Origin of the sequence: Mariniphaga anaerophila, from assembly GCF_900129025.1 — a bacterium.
Classification (GTDB): Bacteria; Bacteroidota; Bacteroidia; order Bacteroidales; family Prolixibacteraceae; genus Mariniphaga; species Mariniphaga anaerophila.
Genome location: NZ_FQUM01000001.1, coordinates 708,978 through 732,443 on the forward strand (window position 1 = coordinate 708,978; position 23,466 = coordinate 732,443).

At 39.1% G+C, this 23,466-nt stretch carries 13 protein-coding genes; all 13 read right to left on the reverse strand.

Annotated elements, in window-relative coordinates:
* Positions 1-3 precede the first annotated feature (3 nt).
* Positions 4-3,045 (reverse strand): SusC/RagA family TonB-linked outer membrane protein, encoded by a 3,042-nt coding sequence (locus BUB08_RS02910; RefSeq protein ID WP_072998696.1) that lies wholly within the window; start codon positions 3,043-3,045, stop codon positions 4-6.
* Positions 3,046-3,058: 13 nt separating this feature from the next.
* Complete coding sequence (locus BUB08_RS02915) at positions 3,059-5,329, reverse strand: FAD-dependent oxidoreductase (RefSeq protein ID WP_217651532.1); 2,271 nt, start codon at positions 5,327-5,329, stop codon at positions 3,059-3,061.
* A 20-nt stretch (positions 5,330-5,349) separates the two neighbouring features.
* A complete protein-coding gene (locus tag BUB08_RS02920; protein ID WP_072998699.1) occupies positions 5,350-7,020 on the reverse strand; it encodes a sodium:solute symporter family protein in 1,671 nt (556 codons plus the stop codon).
* A gap of 177 nt (positions 7,021-7,197) precedes the next feature.
* Positions 7,198-8,211, reverse strand: coding sequence for a LacI family DNA-binding transcriptional regulator (locus BUB08_RS02925; RefSeq protein WP_072998701.1), 1,014 nt, complete (start codon positions 8,209-8,211; stop codon positions 7,198-7,200).
* Positions 8,212-8,602: 391 nt separating this feature from the next.
* Positions 8,603-9,688: a glycoside hydrolase family 26 protein gene (locus tag BUB08_RS02930; RefSeq protein ID WP_072998702.1), complete on the reverse strand. Its 1,086-nt coding sequence runs from the start codon at positions 9,686-9,688 to the stop codon at positions 8,603-8,605.
* Between the two features lie 18 nt (positions 9,689-9,706).
* On the reverse strand, positions 9,707-10,573 hold the full coding sequence (locus BUB08_RS02935; RefSeq protein ID WP_072998704.1) for an SDR family oxidoreductase: 867 nt from the start codon (positions 10,571-10,573) through the stop codon (positions 9,707-9,709).
* Positions 10,570-12,162, reverse strand: a complete 1,593-nt coding sequence (locus BUB08_RS02940) for a glycoside hydrolase family 43 protein (protein ID WP_072998706.1) — start codon at positions 12,160-12,162, stop codon at positions 10,570-10,572. The genes BUB08_RS02935 and BUB08_RS02940 overlap by 4 nt, the downstream gene beginning before the upstream one ends.
* Positions 12,163-12,348: 186 nt before the next feature.
* A complete protein-coding gene (locus BUB08_RS02945) occupies positions 12,349-13,938 on the reverse strand; it encodes an MFS transporter (protein WP_072998708.1) in 1,590 nt (529 codons plus the stop codon).
* 162 nt (positions 13,939-14,100) lie between these two features.
* The gene (locus BUB08_RS02950) at positions 14,101-15,198 is read right to left on the reverse strand and encodes a glycoside hydrolase family 26 protein (RefSeq protein WP_217651533.1); all 1,098 of its coding nucleotides are present in this window, start codon (positions 15,196-15,198) and stop codon (positions 14,101-14,103) included.
* 14 nt (positions 15,199-15,212) lie between these two features.
* Positions 15,213-17,075 (reverse strand): right-handed parallel beta-helix repeat-containing protein, encoded by a 1,863-nt coding sequence (locus BUB08_RS02955; protein ID WP_083570533.1) that lies wholly within the window; start codon positions 17,073-17,075, stop codon positions 15,213-15,215.
* Positions 17,076-17,292: 217 nt separating this feature from the next.
* Positions 17,293-18,672: a hypothetical protein gene (locus BUB08_RS02960; RefSeq protein WP_072998713.1), complete on the reverse strand. Its 1,380-nt coding sequence runs from the start codon at positions 18,670-18,672 to the stop codon at positions 17,293-17,295.
* 31 nt (positions 18,673-18,703) lie between these two features.
* Positions 18,704-20,227 carry a RagB/SusD family nutrient uptake outer membrane protein gene (locus BUB08_RS02965; protein WP_083570534.1) on the reverse strand — a complete coding sequence of 508 codons (1,524 nt, stop codon included), beginning with the start codon at positions 20,225-20,227 and terminating at the stop codon, positions 18,704-18,706.
* 27 nt (positions 20,228-20,254) lie between these two features.
* Complete coding sequence (locus BUB08_RS02970) at positions 20,255-23,323, reverse strand: SusC/RagA family TonB-linked outer membrane protein (RefSeq protein ID WP_083570535.1); 3,069 nt, start codon at positions 23,321-23,323, stop codon at positions 20,255-20,257.
* Positions 23,324-23,466 lie beyond the last annotated feature (143 nt).

A 23,466-nucleotide genomic window follows, 5' to 3' on the forward strand; every position in this document is an offset into this window, starting at 1 on the left:
AATTTAGAATGTTACATCAACACCAAACGATAAGGTTTTTACAATCGGATAGTTAGAAGCTCCTCTTGTTTCAGGGTCCCAACCATCAGGCATATCATCAAAGGTTAGCAGGTTTTGACCTGAGAAAAAGAAACGACACTTTTCGATGTCGAGTTTCTGTAAGACTTGTTTTGGGACATTTACTCCAAACTGAATATTCTTCAGACGTAAATAAGCACCACTTCTCAACCAATACGCTGATGAAGTATAATTGTGGCGATTGGTAAAATAGAAGTTCGGATAGCTGGCACCCGTGTTTTCCGGTGTCCAGTAATCCATTTGCCATGTTTGTACATTACCCGAACTATTATCGAAAACAAAAGCTTGTTTTCCGGTAAACAATACATCTTTTTTACCAACACCCTGGAAAAACAACGACAGGTCGAAAATTTTATAGCTCATATTAATATCGAAGCTATAATTGTGACGAGAAATGCTGCTCCCCTTAATTACACGGTCATCTTCAGCAAGGATTACACCATCACCAGCATCTGGAATTCCATCGCCGTCGGTATCTACTGATAATTGATCGATGTATTTAATATCACCAGGAACCGGAGAATGCCCTTTGTACGATATATCATGCGTCTCGCCTTCTTGCAATAAGCCATCGGTATCATATAAATAATACGACCACATTGGTTCGCCCACAAGAGAGATAGTGCTTCCACTAATCCATTCTTCTTTATTATACAAGTCGGTAACTTCGTTTTTAACATCGTCGTAATTAACACCAACTTCGTAGTTAAAATCGCCGATTGAATTGCGGTGACGTAAACTCAACTCAAAACCCTTGTTCTGCACAGCATAGGCATTGATTTTTGGTCCTTTTAAACCAACGATTTCAGCAACATCTTCGCGATCAATGATACGATCTGTATCACGTATGTAATATTCAGCTGTTAAGGATAAAAGTCCTTTTAGTACGGAAACGTCAACGCCAAAGTTTGAAGTTTCGGTGTACTCCCAGGTCAAATTAGGATTAGGAAGTGTTGTTACAGCCCCACCTGGATTTACTGCAGGTGTCTGCCCGAAAATGTAGTACTGATTATCCAACTCTACCTGAGTCATAAATGGATAGTTATCACCTACATTTTGATTACCCAACCGCCCCCATGAAGCACGTACTTTTAAGTTATCTAACCACTCTAAGTCCTGTGCAAAGCTTTCTTCCGACACTCGCCATGCTGCAGAGAATGATGGGAATACCTCCCAGCGTTCGTTTGTAAAACGTGACGAACCGTCACGACGAGCATTGGCTTCAACAAGGTATTTTCCTTTGTAATTATACGTTAAACGTCCAAACTGAGAACTTAAAGCCCATTCAGAGGCTGAACCACCGTTTGTCTGTCCCTCTTCAGCACCAGCATTTAGTACCTGGTAATCGGGGAATAAATAATCAAGTCGGGTTCCATTCATATTTTCGCCATAGTAGTCAATATTTTCATGACCAACCATAACTGAGAAGTTATGATCTTCTATTGATTTATCGTACGTCACGATGGCATTGAAACTATTTGTCCAACTATTCGAATGTTTTTGTACAAGCTTACTTTGAGATGGCTGAACAGCAGGATTTTCACTTTCAGGTGTTTCATACAATTCGTATTGTCTGCTAAATGCCTTATTATTGTTGCTTGTGTATGTTGGAGCATAAATAACCTTACCGGTTAAACCCGTAATTGGATTAATCGTTGCAGAGAGTTTTCCGTTAAAACGATACCACTTGTCATTGGTATTTCCGCTTGCCTCGACATATGCCAATGGATTTTGAGTTAAAGCCCAGCCTGGACCGTATTTACCGTTTGAAAATTGAGCTGCATAAATGGAAGGAATACGGTTTGCCTGATCAAAGATATTTCCTAAACCAGCCGTTGGACTATCTTTTGATGAATAGCGACCATTAATATCCAAACCAATACTTATCCATTTTTTTACTTTGTAATCGTTATTTAAACGTACCGTATAACTTTTATAGTTATTGTTTTCGATCAAACCATCCTGATCAAGGAATGAAAACGAGGCTCGTGAGCTAAGTTTTTCAGTACCTCCGGTTATACCAACATAGTGATTATGCTTAAAGCCCGAGCCTGTTAAAGCCACATTTTGCCAATTGGTATTTGGATAGTTATCCGGGTCGCTTCCCATGTTCTGTTGATACTCCTGTATGTATGCCTCTGAATATGGAGCATCTACATCCGGATCGTCGTTATAATAAGCACGGTTGTATGCATTCATATAATCAATGGCACCAACAAAATCAGGTAAAGTTGTAAAGTCATCAACACCTACCCATCCTTTATAATTGATGGTAAACTGGTTCTTTTGAGCACGTTTGGTTGTAATTAAGATTACACCATTTGCACCACGTGAACCATAAATAGAAGCCGAAGCCGCATCTTTTAAAACCGACATTGTTTCAATATCGTTAGGGTCTACCGAGTTTAGATTTCCTTCTACACCATCAATTAAAACAAGCGGATCTTTTTGTCCGAAGGTGGTTAAACCACGAATACGAATTGTGGCACCAGATCCAGGAGCTCCCGAGTTTTTAGAAACGGTAACACCAGGAGTTAAACCTTGTAAGGCTTCAGATGCCAAAGTAACAGGTTGCTTGGCCATTTCGCCACCTTCAACCATTCCAACCGAACCGGTTAGGTTAACTTTTTTCTGCACACCATACCCCACTGCAACAACTTCTTCCAAACCAATTACATCGGCTTGAAGAGTAACCGCCACATTGCTTTTTCCGGCAATATCTACTTCTTGCGAAACAAAACCAATAAATGAAACAATAAGTGTAGATTCATCCTCAGGAACTTCAAGTGAAAAGTTTCCATCAGGCGTTGTAATAGTTCCTATTGTGGTACCTTTTACCACAACATTTACTCCGGGCAGTGGTCCCGATTCATCGGAAACCGTTCCCGTTACTGTTCGTTGTTGAGCCCATAAACCAATGGTCAACAGCAAACCAAGCGAGAGTACTAATAGCTTTTTAATTTGCATAAGTTAAATGAATTTAATTAGAGTTATTTAAACATAAAATTTCGAAAACAGTAGCTGGCACCGAAGAAGACGGGTGTTCAAACCTGAATTTTAATTCGGTACACTTAAGTGGTTGTTCGAGTTTGATGGTGTTTATTGTTTGGTAATTATCTTTTTTAATAAATAATTCATTGTTATCCTGATCCAAAATGGAATAATTCCTCACACAAAATGGAATAACATCTTCCGGGTGTCCCATCAATACGCTTTCCATTGGATGGTCGTAATCAGTATCGAAAAACAACCTGATTTCATCGATCTTTTGAGGTTTTTTCCAGCTCAATTTTACTTCTGGATTTTTATCGCTTAAACTGGCTGCCCAGGCGTTGGTTTTTAAGTAGGGGCGAACATATCCGTTACTAATATTATCGTTGCTAAATAGCTGAATGGGTTCCGAAACTTCAAAAGCCAGGTTTTTACCATCAGGACGACGTTTGGGTGTCCAAAATTCGAAACTTTCAACACCGATACCCTCAGGTGGCATCTGCGCTCCATGATTTGAAACTGCTTTATTCATTTTCTGAAACAGCGATAAAGTTCCGCTAAGACGTTGCTCGCTGCTCATTACATTAACATGTTTATTGGGAAGAATGGTTAAAAAGGCATATTGATCACTTTCAAGAACGGCATCAAAAGTAAAACTGAGGTATTGTTTGCCTTTTGCCACAGAAAGCTCCATTTCTTCCAATATCTCATCGGGTGTATAGTTGCCTGTTTTTAACGACTTTCGAAGTTGAATTTTCAGTAGACTTTCATTTTCGGATTTAACCAAAATTCTAAACCCGTATTTTTTCCCTCCTTCCAATGGGAGTAACTGGGTTATCCCTTCTACCAGGCTTACAAAATCGCCATCAAAAGGAAGTTTCTTTAGTTCGTATGTACTACTGGTTCTAACTGTTGGTTTTTCTACTGAAAGTTCTGCATAATCGATGGGTAAATGCGGAATACTTTGTCCATTTATGCTCAGCTTCTGCTGTAAATGATTCATGTTAGCTTTTTTCAGTACTTCCTTAACAGCAATGCTCTTGTCCGCGCACATTTTTGCTGCTAAAGCACTGGCCTGAGCTACATGGGCACTGGTAGCCATAACCCGGGTTGAACCAAAAGCAACATGTGTTGCACTGATGATACGTCCTGCAAAAAGTAAATTCTTAATTGATGTACTGGTTAAAGCTCTAAATGGGATTTGGTAAATCCCCTTGGAGTGCCATTGACTACAACCAGGAAGTTTACTGTAAACCCCATCGCCAGGGTGTAAGTCGATTGCCCAGCCTCCATAAGCAACTGCATCATCAAACTGCTTTTGCTCAATTATATCCTGCTGCTTTAACATGTATTCACCTTCAAAGCGGCGGCTTTCGCGCTTACCAGGAATCATACCCACCCATTCCAGGGTCATGTTTTCAGCATCCGGGAATTTTCCTGAGTTTTTGATGTAATCCCATGCACCGTAAACAACCTTCCATAACTCCCATTTTATTTCCTCAGTAGTTTTAATGGTATCCTCTTCCCTTCCACCATATTCAAACCACCAAAAATTACAGCCATTCATATTGCTGTTTATGTTCTTGTACCGTGGAATTTGCCTTATATCTTTCAGCGCATAACTCGGGGCAAGGTATTTTACCGGTTTTCCAGTATCTTTAGTGTAGAAATATATGGTATGACCAAGCATTTTACCATATGCCTCATCGGGAGCAAATAATTCGCCAAACTCTTCTTTTGATTCTGCTCCCATACGAAATGGTGCTCCGGCCAAAAAACCTACTACTCCATCGCCTGAGGAGTCGATAAAAGCTGGTGCTTTTAAGCAATAATCAGTTGAGGTCTGACTACAGAAAGCTTTAACAGATTCAATTGTACTTTCATCTTTTTTCGAAAGTTCATGAACTGCTGTATTTAGCAAAAGTGTAATGTTTGCTTCGTTGCTTACTTTTTCAAGCAAAATAGTATCAAATATTACGGCATTACCTTCACGATTACGGAAAAGATTTTCAACCAATATTTCATCTACCACACCACCTTCCCGTGCCCATCGATTGTTATTTCCCATGTGCGAGGTGGCACCAAGTATCCATAAACGTACTTCACTCGATGAATTTCCACCAAGAACCGGACGGTCTTGTACCAAAACAACTTTTGAACCAGCGCGTGCTGCGGTGATGGCGGCGCATGTACCTGCCAAACCTCCACCAACAATTACAATGTCGGTTTTCATTTCAACCTTGTAATTTTTTCTTGTCATACTTTGTTTAGTTTCTATTATCATGATTCCTTATTCTTTTTAGGTCTTATAAAAAGAGCAACCAGTACTACGCCTATTCCTGTACCTATAACCAGCAAAGTTCCGTTTTCGGCAAAGGTTCCAATTGCAGTGATTAACATTCCTGTTCCCAAAACACCCAATGAAATAACTTTTCTTCCATGATAGTTCTGAGCGCCAGAATCAGTTTCTACATCAACTTCATCCAACTCCTTTTCCTTCATGGCTGATTTTATACGGATATAGTTTTCATAATATGGGTTTGTTCTTTTTACCAGGCTATATTTTATTTCGTAAATAACTAAAATGAGCAGTGGAGCAATTACGCCAAGAATCATTTCCTGTCCACGAGTTAGTTTTAAATCCAACAAAGCAGGAGACGCAAATTTGAAAAACAGGTTTATGATTAAGCTGAATATAGTTGCGACCAAAATACTGCGCCCTGTTTGGCGTTTTGAGAAAAGAGACCATAAGGGTGGCAGGTACAAAGCTCCACCCGTTATTGCTCCAACACTTAACACCACCTCAACAATTCCACCCATCATCGGCACCAACAAGGCTACGAGAATGGTTAAAATACCAAATACAATGGTTGCCCCTCGAGCAACAGTCATTAAATGTTTTATGCTTGAGTTGGGCCGAACATTTTTGTAGAGGTCATTGGTAAATACACCTGCAGCAATATTTAATGTCGTATTAACCGAACTTGAAGTTGCAAATATCATGGCTCCCAACATTAAACCAAGCATTCCAACGGGTAGCACTTCTTTGCACATCATTAAATAAGCTCCTTCATCACCAAAGCCCGACAATTCAGGATTCAATACTTTATAAATCATGGGTGGAAGCATCCAAACAACAGGGCTTATCAAATAAAGTGATCCAAAAATGTAGCCCACTCGTTTGGCATCCTTTTTCGACGGCACACTTGTATAGCGCTGTACATAAGCCCAATTTCCACTAATAAAAAAGAGGTTATACAAGGCAAATGCGATTATAAAACCAAGGGTATATTCTCCGTTTAGTAGTTGAAAAAAATCATCAGGTGCATTTTGAACAAATCCGGCAACTCCATCCACCTCTTTAAAAGCAAGAGGAACAACAACAACAACGCCGGCAGTAAGTATTATGAACTGGAGAACATCTGTAACTATTACAGCCCACAAACCGCCCACTGTTGTGTATAATATAATAACCAAACCTAAACCTATGATGCACCATTGAAGTGAAAAACCTGTTGAGACCTCTACAATTTTAGCAACCGGATACAGGAAACCTCCGGTAGTAAACAAGGATATAGCTAAAAACAAATAGGAATAAAGTTTCTGTACCTTTAAACCTAATCGCTGTGTGATGTATTCTGCAGCTGTTAGAGCCCTGGTACCATGCCATTTCGGTGCCAATACAAAACCAATAATAAAACCGGCGATTGCCATTGTCCATTGAATGGTAACCGAAACCCAGCCATGCGTATAGGCAATTGAGCCCCAAACCACAAAAGTTCCGGCAGAGAAAAAGCTCATAAACAAGGAAAGGCCGCTAATCCAATAAGGAACGGCACCTCCCGCGGCAAAAAAGCTTTTCATATTCTTCCCCGAGCCTGAGAATGAAAGTCCGGCTGCCAGGATACCTAGCGAAAAAACGATAATTACAATATAGTCGAGTAACTGCATGCTGTTTTAGTTCAAATAGTTTTTTTAGTTTCTGCATGCTAAACTATTGAAACAAAGAGAAGAATTTAGCTTATAGGCGAAATTTACACCCCGGAAACGCTACCGGAAACGTTTCCAAGGCCCGGAAACGTTTCCGGGCCATACATAACCATAGATTTATGTACCGTTAATCGTTAGTTATAGTTTCACGGATGATTCTCGAACTTTTAGGCTTCCACTCAGAACTACTGTTTCTGGAATTACAATGCTCTTAGATTCAATTTGTCTAAGAAGAAGTTCTGCTGCAACTTCACCCATCTGACGAGATGGCTGAACCACTGAAGATAAAGGAGGTTCAATCATTGAACTCACAGGTGTATCCGTAAATCCCATAATAGCGATGTCTTGTGGAACTTTATATCCATTCTTTTTAAGTGCCTTTATAGCTCCCATAGCGGTAGCATCATTAACACAAAAAAATCCTTCAGGTAATGTATCATTATCTATTAACTCCATTACCGTTCTAATTCCGTCTTCAACCAAAAAACCAGTTTCAATAATCTTGGAACTATCTACGGGAAGTTTATGTTTGCGATGTGCATCAATAAAGCCTTGTTTTCTTTTTTTAGATAGAGTCAGATGACTTTTACCGGCAATATGAACAAGCTCTTTTAAACCTTGTTGTATTAGATGCTCTGTTGCAAACAAAGCCCATTTATAATCATCGAACAATACTTTAGAAACTGTCAATGATTCATTTGTCCGGTTAAACAAGACCAACGGATAATTTTTATTAATAAGATGTTGCAAATAATTAATGTTTTTTGATTCTTGAGTTAATGATAAAATTATCCCATCCACGAAATTATCCTCAAGTGTTTTCAAATTTTTTTGTTCTGTTTCATCATTTTCATTGGATTGCATAATTAAAACCTGATATCCTTTCTCTAGTAAAACATCTTGAATACCCATAATAACCTCGGGAAAAAAAGGATTCAAGAACTCGGGAACCACAACGCCTACGTTGTAAGAACGTTGTTGTGTTAGTTTTCGAGCAATGGGGTTTGGATGGTATCCCATTTTTGCTGCAACCTGTAATACTCTTTCTCTAGTATCAGGATGGATTTCACTTTTATTATTAAAAGCACGCGAGACGGTTGATATTGAACAATTGAGAGCTTCTGCGACTTCTTTAATAGTTATATGTTTCATAGGGCTTTTAGTTTGTTTTTCAATTGGAATTCATAATTACACAGATACAAAGAAATAAAACAAGAACTTAGGTGGCATACCAAACAGGACCTTCGTACATACAAAAAATTATATACTCACTACTATATTTTCCAAATATACTCCAAAAGCATATATTTAAGTATTTGTATTGATTTTTATCATAAACAAAATAACATTTCGTTCAGCAATATTTTAGTTAGAACTATTATCGGTAGAATCTAGCTTTTATAAAATTTGATAAAAAGAGCATAGTCATTGTTATTAATCCTCTCTATCATGGAGCATACAGCAAAATACTAACACAAATTATTTTTTAACAATAATTGCAACAGCTTCAAAGCATGCTCCAAACTTCTATAACAGCACATGTTCAATTATCTCTCAGATTTTTCCAAAGCATGGGTGAAGCTTTTAAGTATTTCTCTTTTGAAGTTTCCTTTTGCCAGTAACGACTAACATAATCGCTGGCCTGCATACGCGAGTCACACATGCTGAATGGCGGATTTTGCCACATGTCCTGCACTCGCCAGTTTACATTTATGTACGAAACAGCTTTTATAATGTCAGGGTTTTTATCGATGGTTTTAAAAAGTGAAGTAAACCATTCATCCCAGGCCTTTTTAGCCTGATCCGGATTATCAAGGTCGCATTCTAAGGTATTGCCATTCTCATCATCGAACATGGGTGTCGCTTCGGCAATAAAAACCGGTTTTTTACGGTCGCGGGCAAAGTCGAGCATGGGTTGTGCTTCTTCTCCACGAGAGAAAAACGAGTAACCACACCAATCAACATATTCATCACCCGGATACCAATTTTCAAGTTCATCATAATCGCTTCCCCAACCTTTCGATTGCCAAACATAAGCCACATTTTCAACACCCAGGCTATCTAACCTGACTCTAATGTGCTTAAAGGCTGCAATGTAACTCTCCCGGTCGTAATGATTCCACTCATGCCCGTCAAACTCATAGCCAATGCGCAAAAACACTGGTCGTTCACCTAAATCGATAAACCAATTACCGAGGCTGTCAATCATGTTATCAAATTCACCACGGGCCACAGCTTTTTCGTGATTTACCAGTTCGAAACCAATTGCTAAAGCCATGTGTTTAAAATCCAAGTCGTTTATTTGCATGCTCATATTGCAATCACCCGAGCCCCAATTATCGGTATCCCAAATGCCATCCAATCCTCTGTAAATGTTGCCATAAGAAACATCGCCTGTACGCAAATTAGTGTACATGGTAAAACCGCCCGGCGTATCAAAATAATTCATATAGCCATCAGTATAACCATCAACACCTCCAACAGCGCCCAAATCCTGGCCTGCAAACAAGATACACTCGCCATATGCAGGTTCAAACTTTTCACGCTCCTCATTTTCAACTTTTTGTTTTGTGGTGCTTTGGCACGCCATAAAAAGAATAGCAACAATTAGAATACTCAATATCTTCATAACATAAATTTTAACTCATTAAATAATATCCCAACCCAATTTATCGGACAATTCTCGTTGAGCTTTTTGGGTTGCTTCATTTATTGTTTTTGTTCCTGTACCATCCAACAGTGGGTCTACAAGCGTTCTGAGTGGTCGTTTACCGGGCTCGGTTTCAATTAATTTTATAATGGCATCAGCGATGGGTTGCGGATGCGGCAAAAAGTCCTTGGTGTCATCTGGATTACCCCAAACTTTGTAAGGCTCATCTTTTAGTTCTCCATACGAATCTAAACGGGCTTTATCAGATGGGCCATTCTGTATGGCTTCAAAATTGGTTTTAAATCCTCCGGGCTGAAGCATTACCACATCAACTCCCAAAGGCTTTAGTTCATAATGGTAACTTTCGCTTAAGCCTTCAATAGCAAATTTTGTTGCTGAATAAATTCCTGAGTAAGGAAAAACCACCCGCCCTTGAATACTTGAAAAATTAATGATAAGCCCTTCATTCCTTTTTCGCATTTCAGGTAAAACAGCTCGCATCATTCGCTGCACACCAAAAACATTTACATCGAACATTTTTTGAGTTTGTTCTTCGCTAAATGCTTCGGTCCAACCTGTGTCGCCAATCCCGGCATTGTTTATCACAACATCTATTTCGTCAACCAATTCTATCCCCCTTTTTAATGCACTTTTTATCGAATTACAACAAGTAACATCCAATTCAAGAATATGTAGTGTTCCACTTTGCTTTCCAGCAAAATCTTCCAGTTGAGAAGCTGCTTTTGCTGAAAAAGTATCTAAACCAATCATGGTTGCAAGAACCGTATAACCGCGCTTTATCAAAGTTTCAGCTGTTAAGCGTCCAAAACCACTGCTACATCCTGTTATTAGAATGTTCTTCATAATTCTTTGTACTCAAACCAATCGAAATCGGCGTGTTTTTTTCTGCCGGAAAGGTCCTGACAACAGATTCCCACAAAACTTCCTGTAAATGCAGCACGGTAATGCAAACCATTGTCGCGTACATAATCATCAGAAAGGATACTTGCATCCAGAACCGGACCTAATTTTTCCCAGTTTTCATCATCCAAGGAATAGTAAAACTGCAAATCTTCACGATTCATATTTCCTTTCAGGTAAACTCTATCGCCAATAATCTCAACAATACTTTCCAAAGGTTCTGAAAATGCACCGTTGTCTGCAGAAATAATTTGTAGATATTTTGTATCCGTCTCTTCGTTGTAGCTAACATGCGCATAGTGCATGTGCATGGTATTGTAGTAAAAAACCAAACCTGCCATTTGCTGGAAAGTATCAGGACTAAACTCAAAACAAGTTGCTGCTTCAACATTAAATGCCTGAATCCTTCTTGCTACAAGACTTTGCTCATGAATAGATTGCAATGACTCGCGTCCATACAAACGTAAAAAGCCGGGGCGTTCTTTTAAAGTGGCCCAATTTTCATTTACAGGAACGCGCAGAGAACTGAAATTCACATTCAGTTTTTCTGAATCAAAATCATCACGAACGGGTTCTGGTTGCCACGGACTTTCTGGTAATCCCTCTACTTCCACTTCCAATTGTGGCTCATTGTTATCTCCTTTGTGATACAACCAACCATCTTCACGCCACTCAACCGGTGCAATTGCAGTTTCACGTCCCAAAGTGCAACGTCCGTGCTTTTTTAGTGGACGTCCCACAAGGAAGGCAGCATACCAATCGCCTGTTTGTGTTTTAACAATACTGGCATGCCCCGATTTCTGTAGGGGCAAGTCAGGATTATTACGTGCTGTAATTACCGGATTGGTTGGATGGAGTTCGTAAGGTCCCCAAATGTTTTTTGAACGACACAAAGTTACCGCATGACCGTATTCTGTTCCGCCCTCTGCAGTCATCAAATAATACCACCCGTTTCGTTTATAAATATGAGGAGCCTCTGTGCAACCCAGTTCGGTTCCGGGAAAAATATTTTTAATGGGTCCAACTAACTTATTTTGTTCCGAATCGTATTCCTGTAAATAAACACCACCAAAAAATTTACCTCCCCGATGGTCAACAATCATATTCAGGAACCACTTTCTACCGTCATCGTCGTGAAAAAGAGAGGCATCGAAACCACTACTATTTAAATAAATAGGCTCCGACCATTCGCCTTTTTGAATATCATCAGTAGTAACCATAAAGTTCGGGGTGTCTTTCCAAACGCCATCAAACGATTTCACATTGGTGAAGATGGCATAGAAAGTACCATTATCAAAGGTTAGGCAAGGTGCCCAAACTCCGCATGAATCAGGTGCCCCTTTCATATCTAACTGTGAAGAACGAGTTAAAACATGGTTTATCAACTTCCAGTTCTTTAAGTCTTTTGAATGGTGGATTTGAAATCCTGGGAACCACTCAAAGGTTGATGTCGCAATGTAATAGTCGTCCTCAACCCGAATGATTGCTGGGTCGGGATTAAAGCCTTTTAATATTGGATTTGTTATTTTCATCTCATTATAATCTTTAATTTTCAACGGTATTCGATGTAACTCGCCTACTATGTTACTCGTGTATTAGAATAATTTCCTATGGCTCGTTTCATCTTTTTTAGATTCTAGACCGTTAGATTTTTAGACAGAATCCTAAACATGAGATTTCTTCTTGTCTAAAAATCTTGTACCTAAAAGTTGTCAGTCTCATTTTACCATCATCTTTTCAATTTCCTCTAAACTTTTTCCTTTGGTTTCTGGGAACCAACGAATAACCATAAAAATGAAGATTACCAGCAATGCACCATAAATAAAGAATGTGGCTGCCGAACCTATCATTTCAAGTTCAATTGGGAATATGGTGGTTACTATAAAACTGGTTAAGGCATTTAAAGTTCCTGCAATTGACATTCCCAGACCTCGAACCTGACCGGGAAAAATCTCGGAAAGCAGTGCCCAGGTGATTGGTCCTAAGGAAATGGAGAAACCAATCACAAACCCAAGAATTGCGATCATTACAAGAACCGAATTGATTGAGATAGTAGCATCGAGGAGTGATCCTCTTTGTTCGGAATAAATTTTATCGGCCAACTCTGTATCACCTGCAGCCACCAAAATTTCATTTTTAAATGTATTGAAGAATGCCAACTCTTTCGTTGCTTCGCTTTCTTGCATTTTAGTTAAAACCGTAGTTACAATTTGTTTTTCCTGTGTATTTTCAATTGAAGCAGCTATTGTCTCTAGATCGTTCGCCTCAATTTTATAACTAGATGTGTTAAAGCCCCAGGCAGACACCAAAACGGAAATCGCCATAATTGCAACACCTATAAGCAACAAAGGCTTTCTCCCTAAACGGTCGATTGCAAACATCGAAGCTACCGTCATTACTACCATGGTAATTCCTACAAGGTTCGACATAAAGAATGAACCGGAACCTCCGAAACCAGCCATACGGAAAATACGAGGGACAAAAAACATTACCGAATTAAAACCTGAAGCCATTTGAAAGAAAGCAACACTTAATCCCACCAACAAAACCAAACGCATGGGTTTGCTGAATAAAACCGACCAAAGTTTTCCGTACGAAACCTTCTCATGATTTCCGGAACCGGCAGCTTTCTGAATCTCCGCTAGTTCTTTCTCTGCATAAGCTTCACCTCCCATTTTGCTCATTATTTTTCGGGCTTCATCCATCTTGCCTTTGGTAATTAACCAACGTGGGCTTTCAGGAACAAAAAGCATAAGCACCATATAAATGGCAGGAAAAACAAAGCCAACACCCAACATCCAACGCCATGTAAGGTCGGGGTCGCTAACATTTTTTACAACTATCGAGTTTAACAGGTAGGCCAGCAAAAATCCAATCCCCACGTTCAATTGGTTAAACGAAACCAAAAAGCCCCGTTTCTCCTGTGGCGAAAACTCGGCAATGAACATGGGAACCACCAAAAGTGAAATTCCAATACCAAGCCCACCAATAAAACGCGAGATTAAAAAGAAGGTGTAATTGGTTGCCAAACCACTACCCAGCGTGCAAAAACTAAACAGGAAAGCCGCCAGCAACAATGCCCTTTTCCGTCCCAACTTGTCGCTGATGGTTCCTGCATTAAAATTTCCTATAAAAGTGGCAAGCATGGCAATACTAACACCTAGCCCTTCCAGAAAAGAACCAACTTTTAAATCGAAATATGAACGATAAAACTCACTTGCCCCCGACACATTTGCTGATATTCCCAAAAGCAGTCCACCAATGGATACAATAAAAGCCAATTTATAAACGTAAAACTTACTTTGCATACTATTAAATTTTTGTACGGTTACCCGAAGGGCCTGGCAGCCCTTCGTTGTAACCTGAACAGAACCTATACTATTGATTCTATAATACTAACTAAACGTGTCAAACTATTTAAATCAACCAGGGAACTCCTTGCTTATTGCTACAAAAAGTATAGACTACAATTACCAATTATTATCTTCTGCCTCCAAGTACCTCTCTTCTGACATCTTTTTTTTCCAGTTTTCACTTACATACTCATTCATTTGAATACGAGAATCTACCTTTTGAAAGGTTGGATTATTTTCCCACATTGCCTGAGAAGGCCAATCGACATTGATATAAGAAAAAGCCTTAATAACATCCTCGTTATTTTCAATTGTATTGAAAAAAGTTACAAACCACTCATCCCAAATCTTTCGAGCAACATCAGCCTTTTTGATATCTGCATCAAAATAAGTGTCGCCTTTTTGAAAAACAGGCGTAGCCTCTGCTATAATAACAGGTTTATTATGTTCTCTTGCAAATTCTATCATTTCCGTATCGGGATTGCCAAAATACGTATATGCACACCAATCTACAATATCATCACCTGGGTACCAAGCCGCCATTTCTTCCTTGGTTGTTCCAACCCCTTTTGATTGCCAAACATATGCAACATTAGTGATTCCCATTGAACGGTATTTTTCCACAATACGTCGCCAAGCCCGTAAATACAATACTTGATTGTAATGGTTCCAGTCATGACCATCAAATTCATAGCCAATGCGCAGAAAAATTGGACGTGGAGCCAGGCTTTTCATCCATTCTCCCAATTCAATAATCAAACTATCACGCTCCCCATTCACAATCTCTTGTTCTGCATCGACCATGGCTAAACCGATTGTAACCATTGCTTCTTCAAATCCAAGTGCTCTAATTTGCTTATTTGCATAACAATCTCCAGCACCCCAGTTGGCTAATGAAAAAATACCATCATTGCCAGTCATATCCCATCCAAAACTGTTGGTCCCTTTTGAAAATGTGGTGTAAACAGTGATGCCTGCGGGCTGAGGAAAATAATCAACATAACCATTGTTATAACCCTCCATACCTCCAATTGCTCCCATATCCTGCCCAATAAACACCAAACATTTCCCTTCTGGAGGTTCAAATTTGGCAATTAGCTCATCTTTTTTTTCTCCCATTCCCTCCTCCTTACTACATGATGAACATGAGAACAAAGTAAAAGCAAGTGTAAGAAAGATAGAAGCTTCAATTATTCTAAAATAGATTCTACTCATTTTTGTTATACTTATTAGTTTAATAATATTTTTTGAAATTGTTCATATTTTGCGAACGGACCAGGAACTGTTTCTTTCCCTTTCCTTATATTTCCATAAAAATCGGTAGTTACTTCCTGTAGCGATGCTACTCTTGGAAACACGTCATTCATAAGCAAATAGAAAAATTTGTTTTGAGGAACAAATTCCGCGGCAGCATATTTTTTTATGCTATTTATGTCATAACCCATTTTTTGCCATGTCTTTAAACAAATATTCTCGGGTTGATTTGTTGATATGTATAAATTGAAGTCAGAATAGTTACTTTCCGAACTAAACATTATTGATTGACCTCCATCAATAAATATATTGTTCACAATTCGATTTCGTTCCGCGCTTAGTTTGCGGCCATTTAAGGTACGACTTGTTGCCACTACTGCTCTTACAATTGGCCCTGTAGTTTTTGCAACTAAATTATGGGCAACCAACGTCTCATCTGAATCATTTAGATAAATTCCATTCCCATCAACATTCCATATAAAATTGTTATCCACCAGATTAGGGTACTGGGAAGCTTCTACAAAAATCCCTCCTTGTATAGTTTGAATATCATGAATTAGGTTTCCGGTAGCTCGAGAATAACGGTTATCCCAATCGAGCCAAATGGCATTACCTCCCTGAATATGATGAATATAGTTATTGCACACTAATGTTCGTTTGGCACGGAGAAGTTTTATGCCTCCGCATTCCCAGTAATTTTCAGCATCCTGCCAGCCACAATTATAAATATGGTTGCCTTCAAGCAATCCATTAGTAACCGTATAACTTCTTATCCCAGCAGTACCGCAATCAAATATCTCATTATTACGTATAATTACTCCCCCAAGATCCTCATCCTCCCTCGGTTGTATATTTTCTGGGCGTTTATCCTCAAACTCGTAAGCATAATACCCCATTTCAATTCCTGATGAATTTATACTACTGATTTTACAATCTTCAATAATCCAATGATGTCCTCCATTAATACATATAGCCCCAGTACTGGTTCGAAGAAAGCTATTCCCACAATGTTTAAAGGAAATCCCCCGCACTTGTATATAACCTATCCCAATTGTTTTGGGCTTAAGAAGATGACTCTGAGTGGTTATTTCCCAGCTGGCACTATTTGGATTTTGTCTATCGTAGGGATGAACATAAAGGGTTTTATTGTCGTTACTAATCCAAAAAGAACCTGGGAGACGAGTCAAATCACCATAACTCTCCAACTGCTGCAAACGTCTTCCATTTTGAAAAAGCAAACCTCTTCTTAAGGTCCATGGGCTTTTCCCAATACAATTTACCGCCCAGGGCATCATTTCATATTCGTGGTCTTCAATATTTTTTAGCTTAAATGGGAAATAATCATTTTCAAACAGGCTATTTGGCAACTCTGCCGACCACAACTTTTTGGACCATTGCACAACCTTCCCAACTTCTGGCTCTTCATCTGTAAGTACCATATTCCTTTCCCAACCCACATTAAGAATTCGTGAACCTTTTACTATGACTCTTTCCCCTGAAGCAGCTTCAAATGAAATCATTCTATCCTCAGCCTCTCCACTATTATTTGGCTGAATAAACTCGCGATAAACTCCGGCATAGATCAAAACCCGTTCACCTGCTTTAACACGTTGCGCTGCCTCGTTAATTGTTAACAAGGGTAACTCTTCTGTTCCGGGATTATTGTCAGAAGCATTAGTATGTCTTTGATTAACCACATAAGTTTTGGAGTACTTTGTGGTGTTTTTCCATTCATGGTAATTGTTCCAGTCAATTTGTTCTTGAGCCGAAATAATGTTTGAAGCAAGTACCATGAGACAAACTATCAGAAAACGATATCTTATAAAAATTAAGTTCATAATGTTCCTCCTTTTCCTCTATAAGTGGAATAGTAACACTGTTACTTTTTTATCAATTTGTTAGTGAACTGCTTGTTAGTCCAATTTTAAAAGAAGTATGAAAAGCGGCTCCTGCCTACCAAAGCTTTTACCGCTTTTCACTTCTTTTTACTTACTAATCAAACTAAACCTATTATTAATTAGAGACTTCATCTCTATACGAAATTCAATTAAATACTTATTCAATTGGGATTAAATCCTTCAGGTAAAAAATACCGTGTGCCATATGATTTGAACCTCCCATGCGGATTGCAACTACATCATAATCTACTGATGCGGGCAATAAAGCAGAACCATCGAAGGTTACAGTAACCCACTTATCAAAGTCGGCTTCGGGTACTGTAAATGGCATTACCGTCCAGGTGTTCCAAAATTCACCATTACTTGAATCAAGGAATATTATTTCAACCATAGGAGAAATTGTTGTACCGGCATAATCATTCATACTTGGCATGTAAACATCCAGATTGAACTTGGTGTACTTCGAAAAGTCCACAGGATTTTCAAGTGCTTTAAATTTATAATCCGAATAACCTCCTGCAGCATCGTTTTCGTAACGTGTGTACATACCAACAGCTTTTGAACTTCCTGCTGGGTCAGCAACTCCAAAGCTCATTCCTACGGTTTGATTTGCATCGTGCATAACCGTTTCGCCTGCATCTTCCGCTTCAAAAGTATGGAAGAACGACAAGCCTGTTCCTTTTAATGCATCAGCACGAGGTGTTCCTTCAGCTGTAAAGGCTTTAATAGGCATAAAGTCTTTTACAAAGAAAGTACCTGCTTCCTGGTGTCCAAAACCACCAATTCGTATCGCAATACCCGTATAATCAACCGGGCGATTTGCCAACAGTTCGCTTCCGTCCCATTTTACGCTAATCCATTTGTCTACATCCTCATCGGCCAACTGTACCTGAAGTACGGTCCATGTATTCCAGAAAGTTGGATCCTCTGTATCATAGAATATAACTTCTACAAGTGGAGTTAAATTTCCAGAAAAATCATTGCTTGAAGGAACGTAAACATCCATTTGGAATTTATCGTATTCTGAAAAGTCAATTGCCGAAGCAAAAGGTTCGAATTTAAAGTCAGAATAACCATCTGCCACATTACCTTCAGGGCGATCGTACTGTCCAACAATTTCTTCACTTCCAGCAGGATCGAATGCTCCGAAGAACATCGAAACACTGTTGTTTACTATTGGGAATAAGTTATCTCCTGAGAAATCTTGTTCGAAAGTATGGAAATAAGGTATTCCGGTTCCTGTCATCGCATCAAAACGTGGTGTTGCAGTTGGGCACTCAGGACAAGGTCCTCCACAGTCAACACCTTCTTCTCCCTGGTTTTGGATACCATCAGTACACGAAGGACAAGGATTTGGAGCAGAACCACCACAATCGATTCCTTCCTCATCACCATTTTGAATACCATCGTGGTGACTAGGCATTTCCATATAATCCCAGGTTTTGTTTTTGTCGTCACACGACACATTCACAAAAGCCAATCCTCCCAGCAAAAACATTGCTGCTAAAAGATATGATTTAAATATTTTGTTTTTCATTTTACAATTCTTTTAAGTTTTTAAGGATTTTCTATTGGTTGTAACCCGGATTCTGAGGCAACAAGTCGCTACCTACAATATTAATCTCAGTCTGAGGAATTGGCAACAATTCATCTCTACCTGCTTTGAAACCTTTCTCAATAAGAACAGGGTTAGAAGCTGCATCTCCCCAGCGAACCAAATCAGTAAAACGGTTCCATCCTTCTGTTGCCAATTCCTTGCGACGTTCTGACTTTACGTTTTCCAATGTTAAAGGAATTGAACCTAAACCGGCACGTTCGCGAATGGCATCTAACGAAGCTTGTCCGTTACCGCCGCCACCCATAGCTGATGCTTCTGCGTGCATTAGCAATACATCGGCATAACGAATAATTTTTTCATTTTTAGGAGATTGTTGAACACTTAACAAAGCATCCACTTCTTCCCAATCGAGGAAATATTTACGACAATATGCACTTGAACCAACAGCTAAAGTAAAATCAGGAGCAGGATCCCAACCTACTGCCGCAAGCCCTGGTGAATTCAACACTGTACCAGGAACGATAAAAGTCGCATCCAAACGTGTGTCAGCTTCATCGTAAATTGCAATTAATGACTGACGAGGAATAAAGTTACCCCAGGAAGTATACTTTCCTGACAACCACATAAACATCATTTGCCATGCACCAGATCCTTCTTGTTGGTTTACACCGCCAGTTTCAAAACCACCAGCTACCAATCCATCAACGTAATTGATTTCAAAAATTGACTCAATTCCAAACTCATTGTCTAACTCGAAGTTATCGGCAAAATTGGTTTCCAAATCGTAACCATGTCCCATAATCTCTTCGCAAAGTCTTACTACTTCACTCCAATTTCCATTGTATAAATTAGCTTTAGCTTCTAATGCCAATGCTGCACCGGCAGTTGCACGCCCCTGTTCTTCGCTGCCCATTTTCGGCAATAAAGAAGAAGCCTGGCTGCAGTCCTGAAGTATTTGATCGTATATAGCTGAAGTTGAAGCACGAGGCAAAAACAGCTCCTGATCGGTACTGGTAATTGCTTCAGTTAATAAGGGCACACCACCAAATAAACGTACCAACTCGAAGTAACATAGTGCTCTTAAGAATTTGGCTTCTCCTTCTAAACGTTCGCGCAAACCAGGTGTAGTAAACTCGAATGTTTCGTAAATGTGTAAAGCTGTATTGGCTCTTGAAACTCCTTGATACCATTTGTTCCATACTTGCAAAACACTTGCGTTGTGTGGTAAAATGGTAGAAAAGTTATCAAAATCCGCACCGAGAGCCCAGAAATTGGCTTGCTGCGAATGCAAATCGTCTGAACGAATTCCCTGAAATATTAATGGGAAACAATGAGAGCCGTTTAACGATTGCCATTGTAAAACATCGTACACTGAGTTTACCGCCGAAATCATATCAGCCTCAGTTTTATATGTATTCTCTACTGCAATGGATGTAATTGGTTCTTTTTCCAAAACATCTTCGCATGATACGGTTAGCAATAGCATTGGTAAAGCTAAAACCGCTAGTATTTTGTATATTCTATTTGTCTTCATCTTTATATTTTATTTACTGATCATGGATTAAAAGTTAAGTTGAAAACCAAATATTACTGTTATTGGCTGTGGGTAAAATCCACGGTCAATACCGATGTCAAGAGAGCTTCCTTTTGCTACCTCACCAATTTCTGGTTCAACACCATCGTAACCGGTTATGGTAAATAAGTTCTGACCTGATACGTACAGACGAATTTTTTCGCTGTAAACCTTTTTCGAAACATTTTCAGGTAGAGTATATCCAATGGTTGCATTTTTCAAACGGAAGAAAGAACCATCTTTCACATGGAAGTCTGACACCAGGTTTTCACCATTTGTATCGCCTGCTGCGCTAACTACCAACGAGCGCGGAGCACCTTCTTTAGCATAATAGCTTGGACGGTTTGAACCAATGGCATCGTAACGAATGGTTGCATCGAAGATGTCGTTTCCTTGAGAGCCGTAGAAGAAAGCGCTAAAATCGAAACCGGCTACACTTGCTCCCAGATTAATTCCATATGTGAAATCAGGAAATGGATTTCCAATGTATGTTTTATCACCTTCGTTCGGACGTGTTTTGTCGTTTCCACTGTTATCGTTGTCTTTGAACAATAGGTTTCCTACTGCGTCAATACCTTCAACTTCGTAACCGTAGAAACTTGAAATTGAATGTCCAACATCAGTACGCGTAATTGGGTCGGCATACAATTGACCAGTAAAACCACCATCTAATGGTTGCCCATTGTCACCTAAACTTGTTACCTCATTTTCGTTTATACCAATATTAAACGATGCATTCCAGGCAAAACCGTTGTTGTAACGTTTATTGTAAGTTGTCATAAACTCAAAACCTGAGTTCTTCACACTCCCCACATTATCAACAGCAGGATTTAAACCAATGTACGTTGGTGAACCAACAGCCAATAAAATGTCGCTTGTTTCTTTAATATAATAGTCAACTGTAATACCTAAGGTGTTGTTAAATGCATTTAAGTCTAAACCAAAGTTGGTTTGCATTATTTCTTCCCATTTCAAATTAGGATTTGCCAAACCTGTTAAGGCTAAACCTGTATTCGGTCCGTAAGATGTATTTGCATCAACAGTACTTAGGGCGCGGTAAGGTTCCAGGTTATCGCTACCATTTACACCCCAGCTGGCACGCAGTTTTAATAAGTTAATGTTATCAGATGACTGCAGGAAATTTTCTTCAGAAATCACCCATCCGGCAGATACTGCTGGGAAAATGCCATAACGTTCGTTCGCACCAAACTTAGAAGAACCATCAACGCGCAAGGATGCGGTTAATAAGTATTTTTGTTGGTAATCGTAAGTTGCCCTTCCAAAGAATGAGGTTAAAACATCTTCGAAAATTGGGTAAGGATTATAAATGAAAGAAGAATGATCTGTTGCCAACTGGAAATTAACATCGTCAAAATCGTTGGTCAAATAATCAGTGTAGTTCTGGTATCCGCCCGATACATAAGGATTCTCAATATAAGAATCGATATAAGAGAAACCTCCTAGTATTTTCAAGTTATGATCTGAAGTATTTTGGAAGGTATATTCAGCAGTGGCTTCAAACTGGTTTCTTTTGGTTGAATAAGGAGATTCCTGGTAATTAACATTTCCCTCAGTAGTAAATGTTTGCTCAGGATAAGAAGCTTTTGGCGTAAAACTACGCAATAAACCATCTAGCTGGTAATAAGAATACGAAGCATTCATATCTAAACCTGATACAGGATTCCAATTTAAACTACCGGAAAGCAGTTTTACATCCTGAACTGCTTGGCGGTTTGTTATTTCAATACTCCAAAGTGGATGAGTTACAGCACCTAAAACATTCAACGGAACACCGTTATATACAGGACTAGGGTTCTGACGCCCCATATTAAACAATTCATCATTTTCGGCACGTGTTGGATAAATAGAAGGAATTGCTGTTATGTAGTTCATTAATGCTGTTCCTGTTCCGCCACTGTTTTCCACAAGGAAATTACGTTCAACGCGTGTGAAGTCACCTCCTAGTTTCAAAATGAGGTTCGAAGTAATGTCGGTATCGAAGCTAAATCGTACATTTTTACGGTTGTAGTTCGATTTATCATCTTCACCACCTACCATACCATCTTGTCCAAAATATCCAGCCGCTAATTCATACGAGTATTTGTCACCTCCATCTGAAACAGAGAAATGATAGTTTTGCATTGGAGAATTTTTCTCGAATACTTCATCATACCAATCAGTATTTGGCAACGCGGCACGTTCGGAATCAGTAAATTTTCCTCTTCCGTTAACCGTACCTCCACCTGCTAAAACATCATCAATAGATTGATTGTAATAATCAATGTATTGATCTTTATCCATTAGGTCGGGTTTATAAGCAAGGTTTTGAAAACCATAATATCCGCTTACGCTTACATTTGGTTTTGGCATGTTTCTACGTCCCGATTTTGTTTGAACCAAAACAACACCATTACCACCACGCGAACCATAAATAGCAGCTGATGCAGCATCTTTTAGAATAGAAATGTTTTTAATATCTGATGCATTTAAATACTCCAGGTTGGGAACCTGAATTCCATTTACCAAATAAAGAGGTTCAGATTGGTTAGGAGTACCAATACCACGCATACGAACAGTTAAAGGTGCACCGGGAGAACCAGATGTTTGCACAACAACAATACCGGGAGCCGCACCTTGTAAAGCACTTTCCGGACGGTATTGTTTAACCGTTTCAATTTGTTTGGATGACACGGTAGAAATAGCAGTAGAAATAGCCCTTTTGTTTTGCGACTGACCATAACCTGTTACTACAACTTCTTCTAAGGACAAAGCATCGCTTTCCAACACAACATCTAATGTGGCCTGACCACTGTATTGCACATCTTGAGTTGTGTAACCAATAAAACTTACCTGAAGAATAGCGTCGGATGGTATACCATTTAAAGTATAATTACCATCGATGTCGGAAACTGTTCCGTTAGTTGTTCCTTTAATTACAATATTGGCGCCTGGAATTCCTTCTCCTGAAGAATCGGTAACTTTACCGCTTACAGAATTCTGCGCATGAGCCAATATTCCACAAAAAAGGAAGATTAGAATAGTTAGAACTTTTCTCATAACAATTTTTGATTTGATTAATTATCTTGAATTACTGACACAAAACTATGTGACGCACAAATTTTATCACAAAAAAACACTACGTCACAATTACGCCACTACTTCACTTCAAATACTTCAAAATTTATTGATTCTTTGTCTTT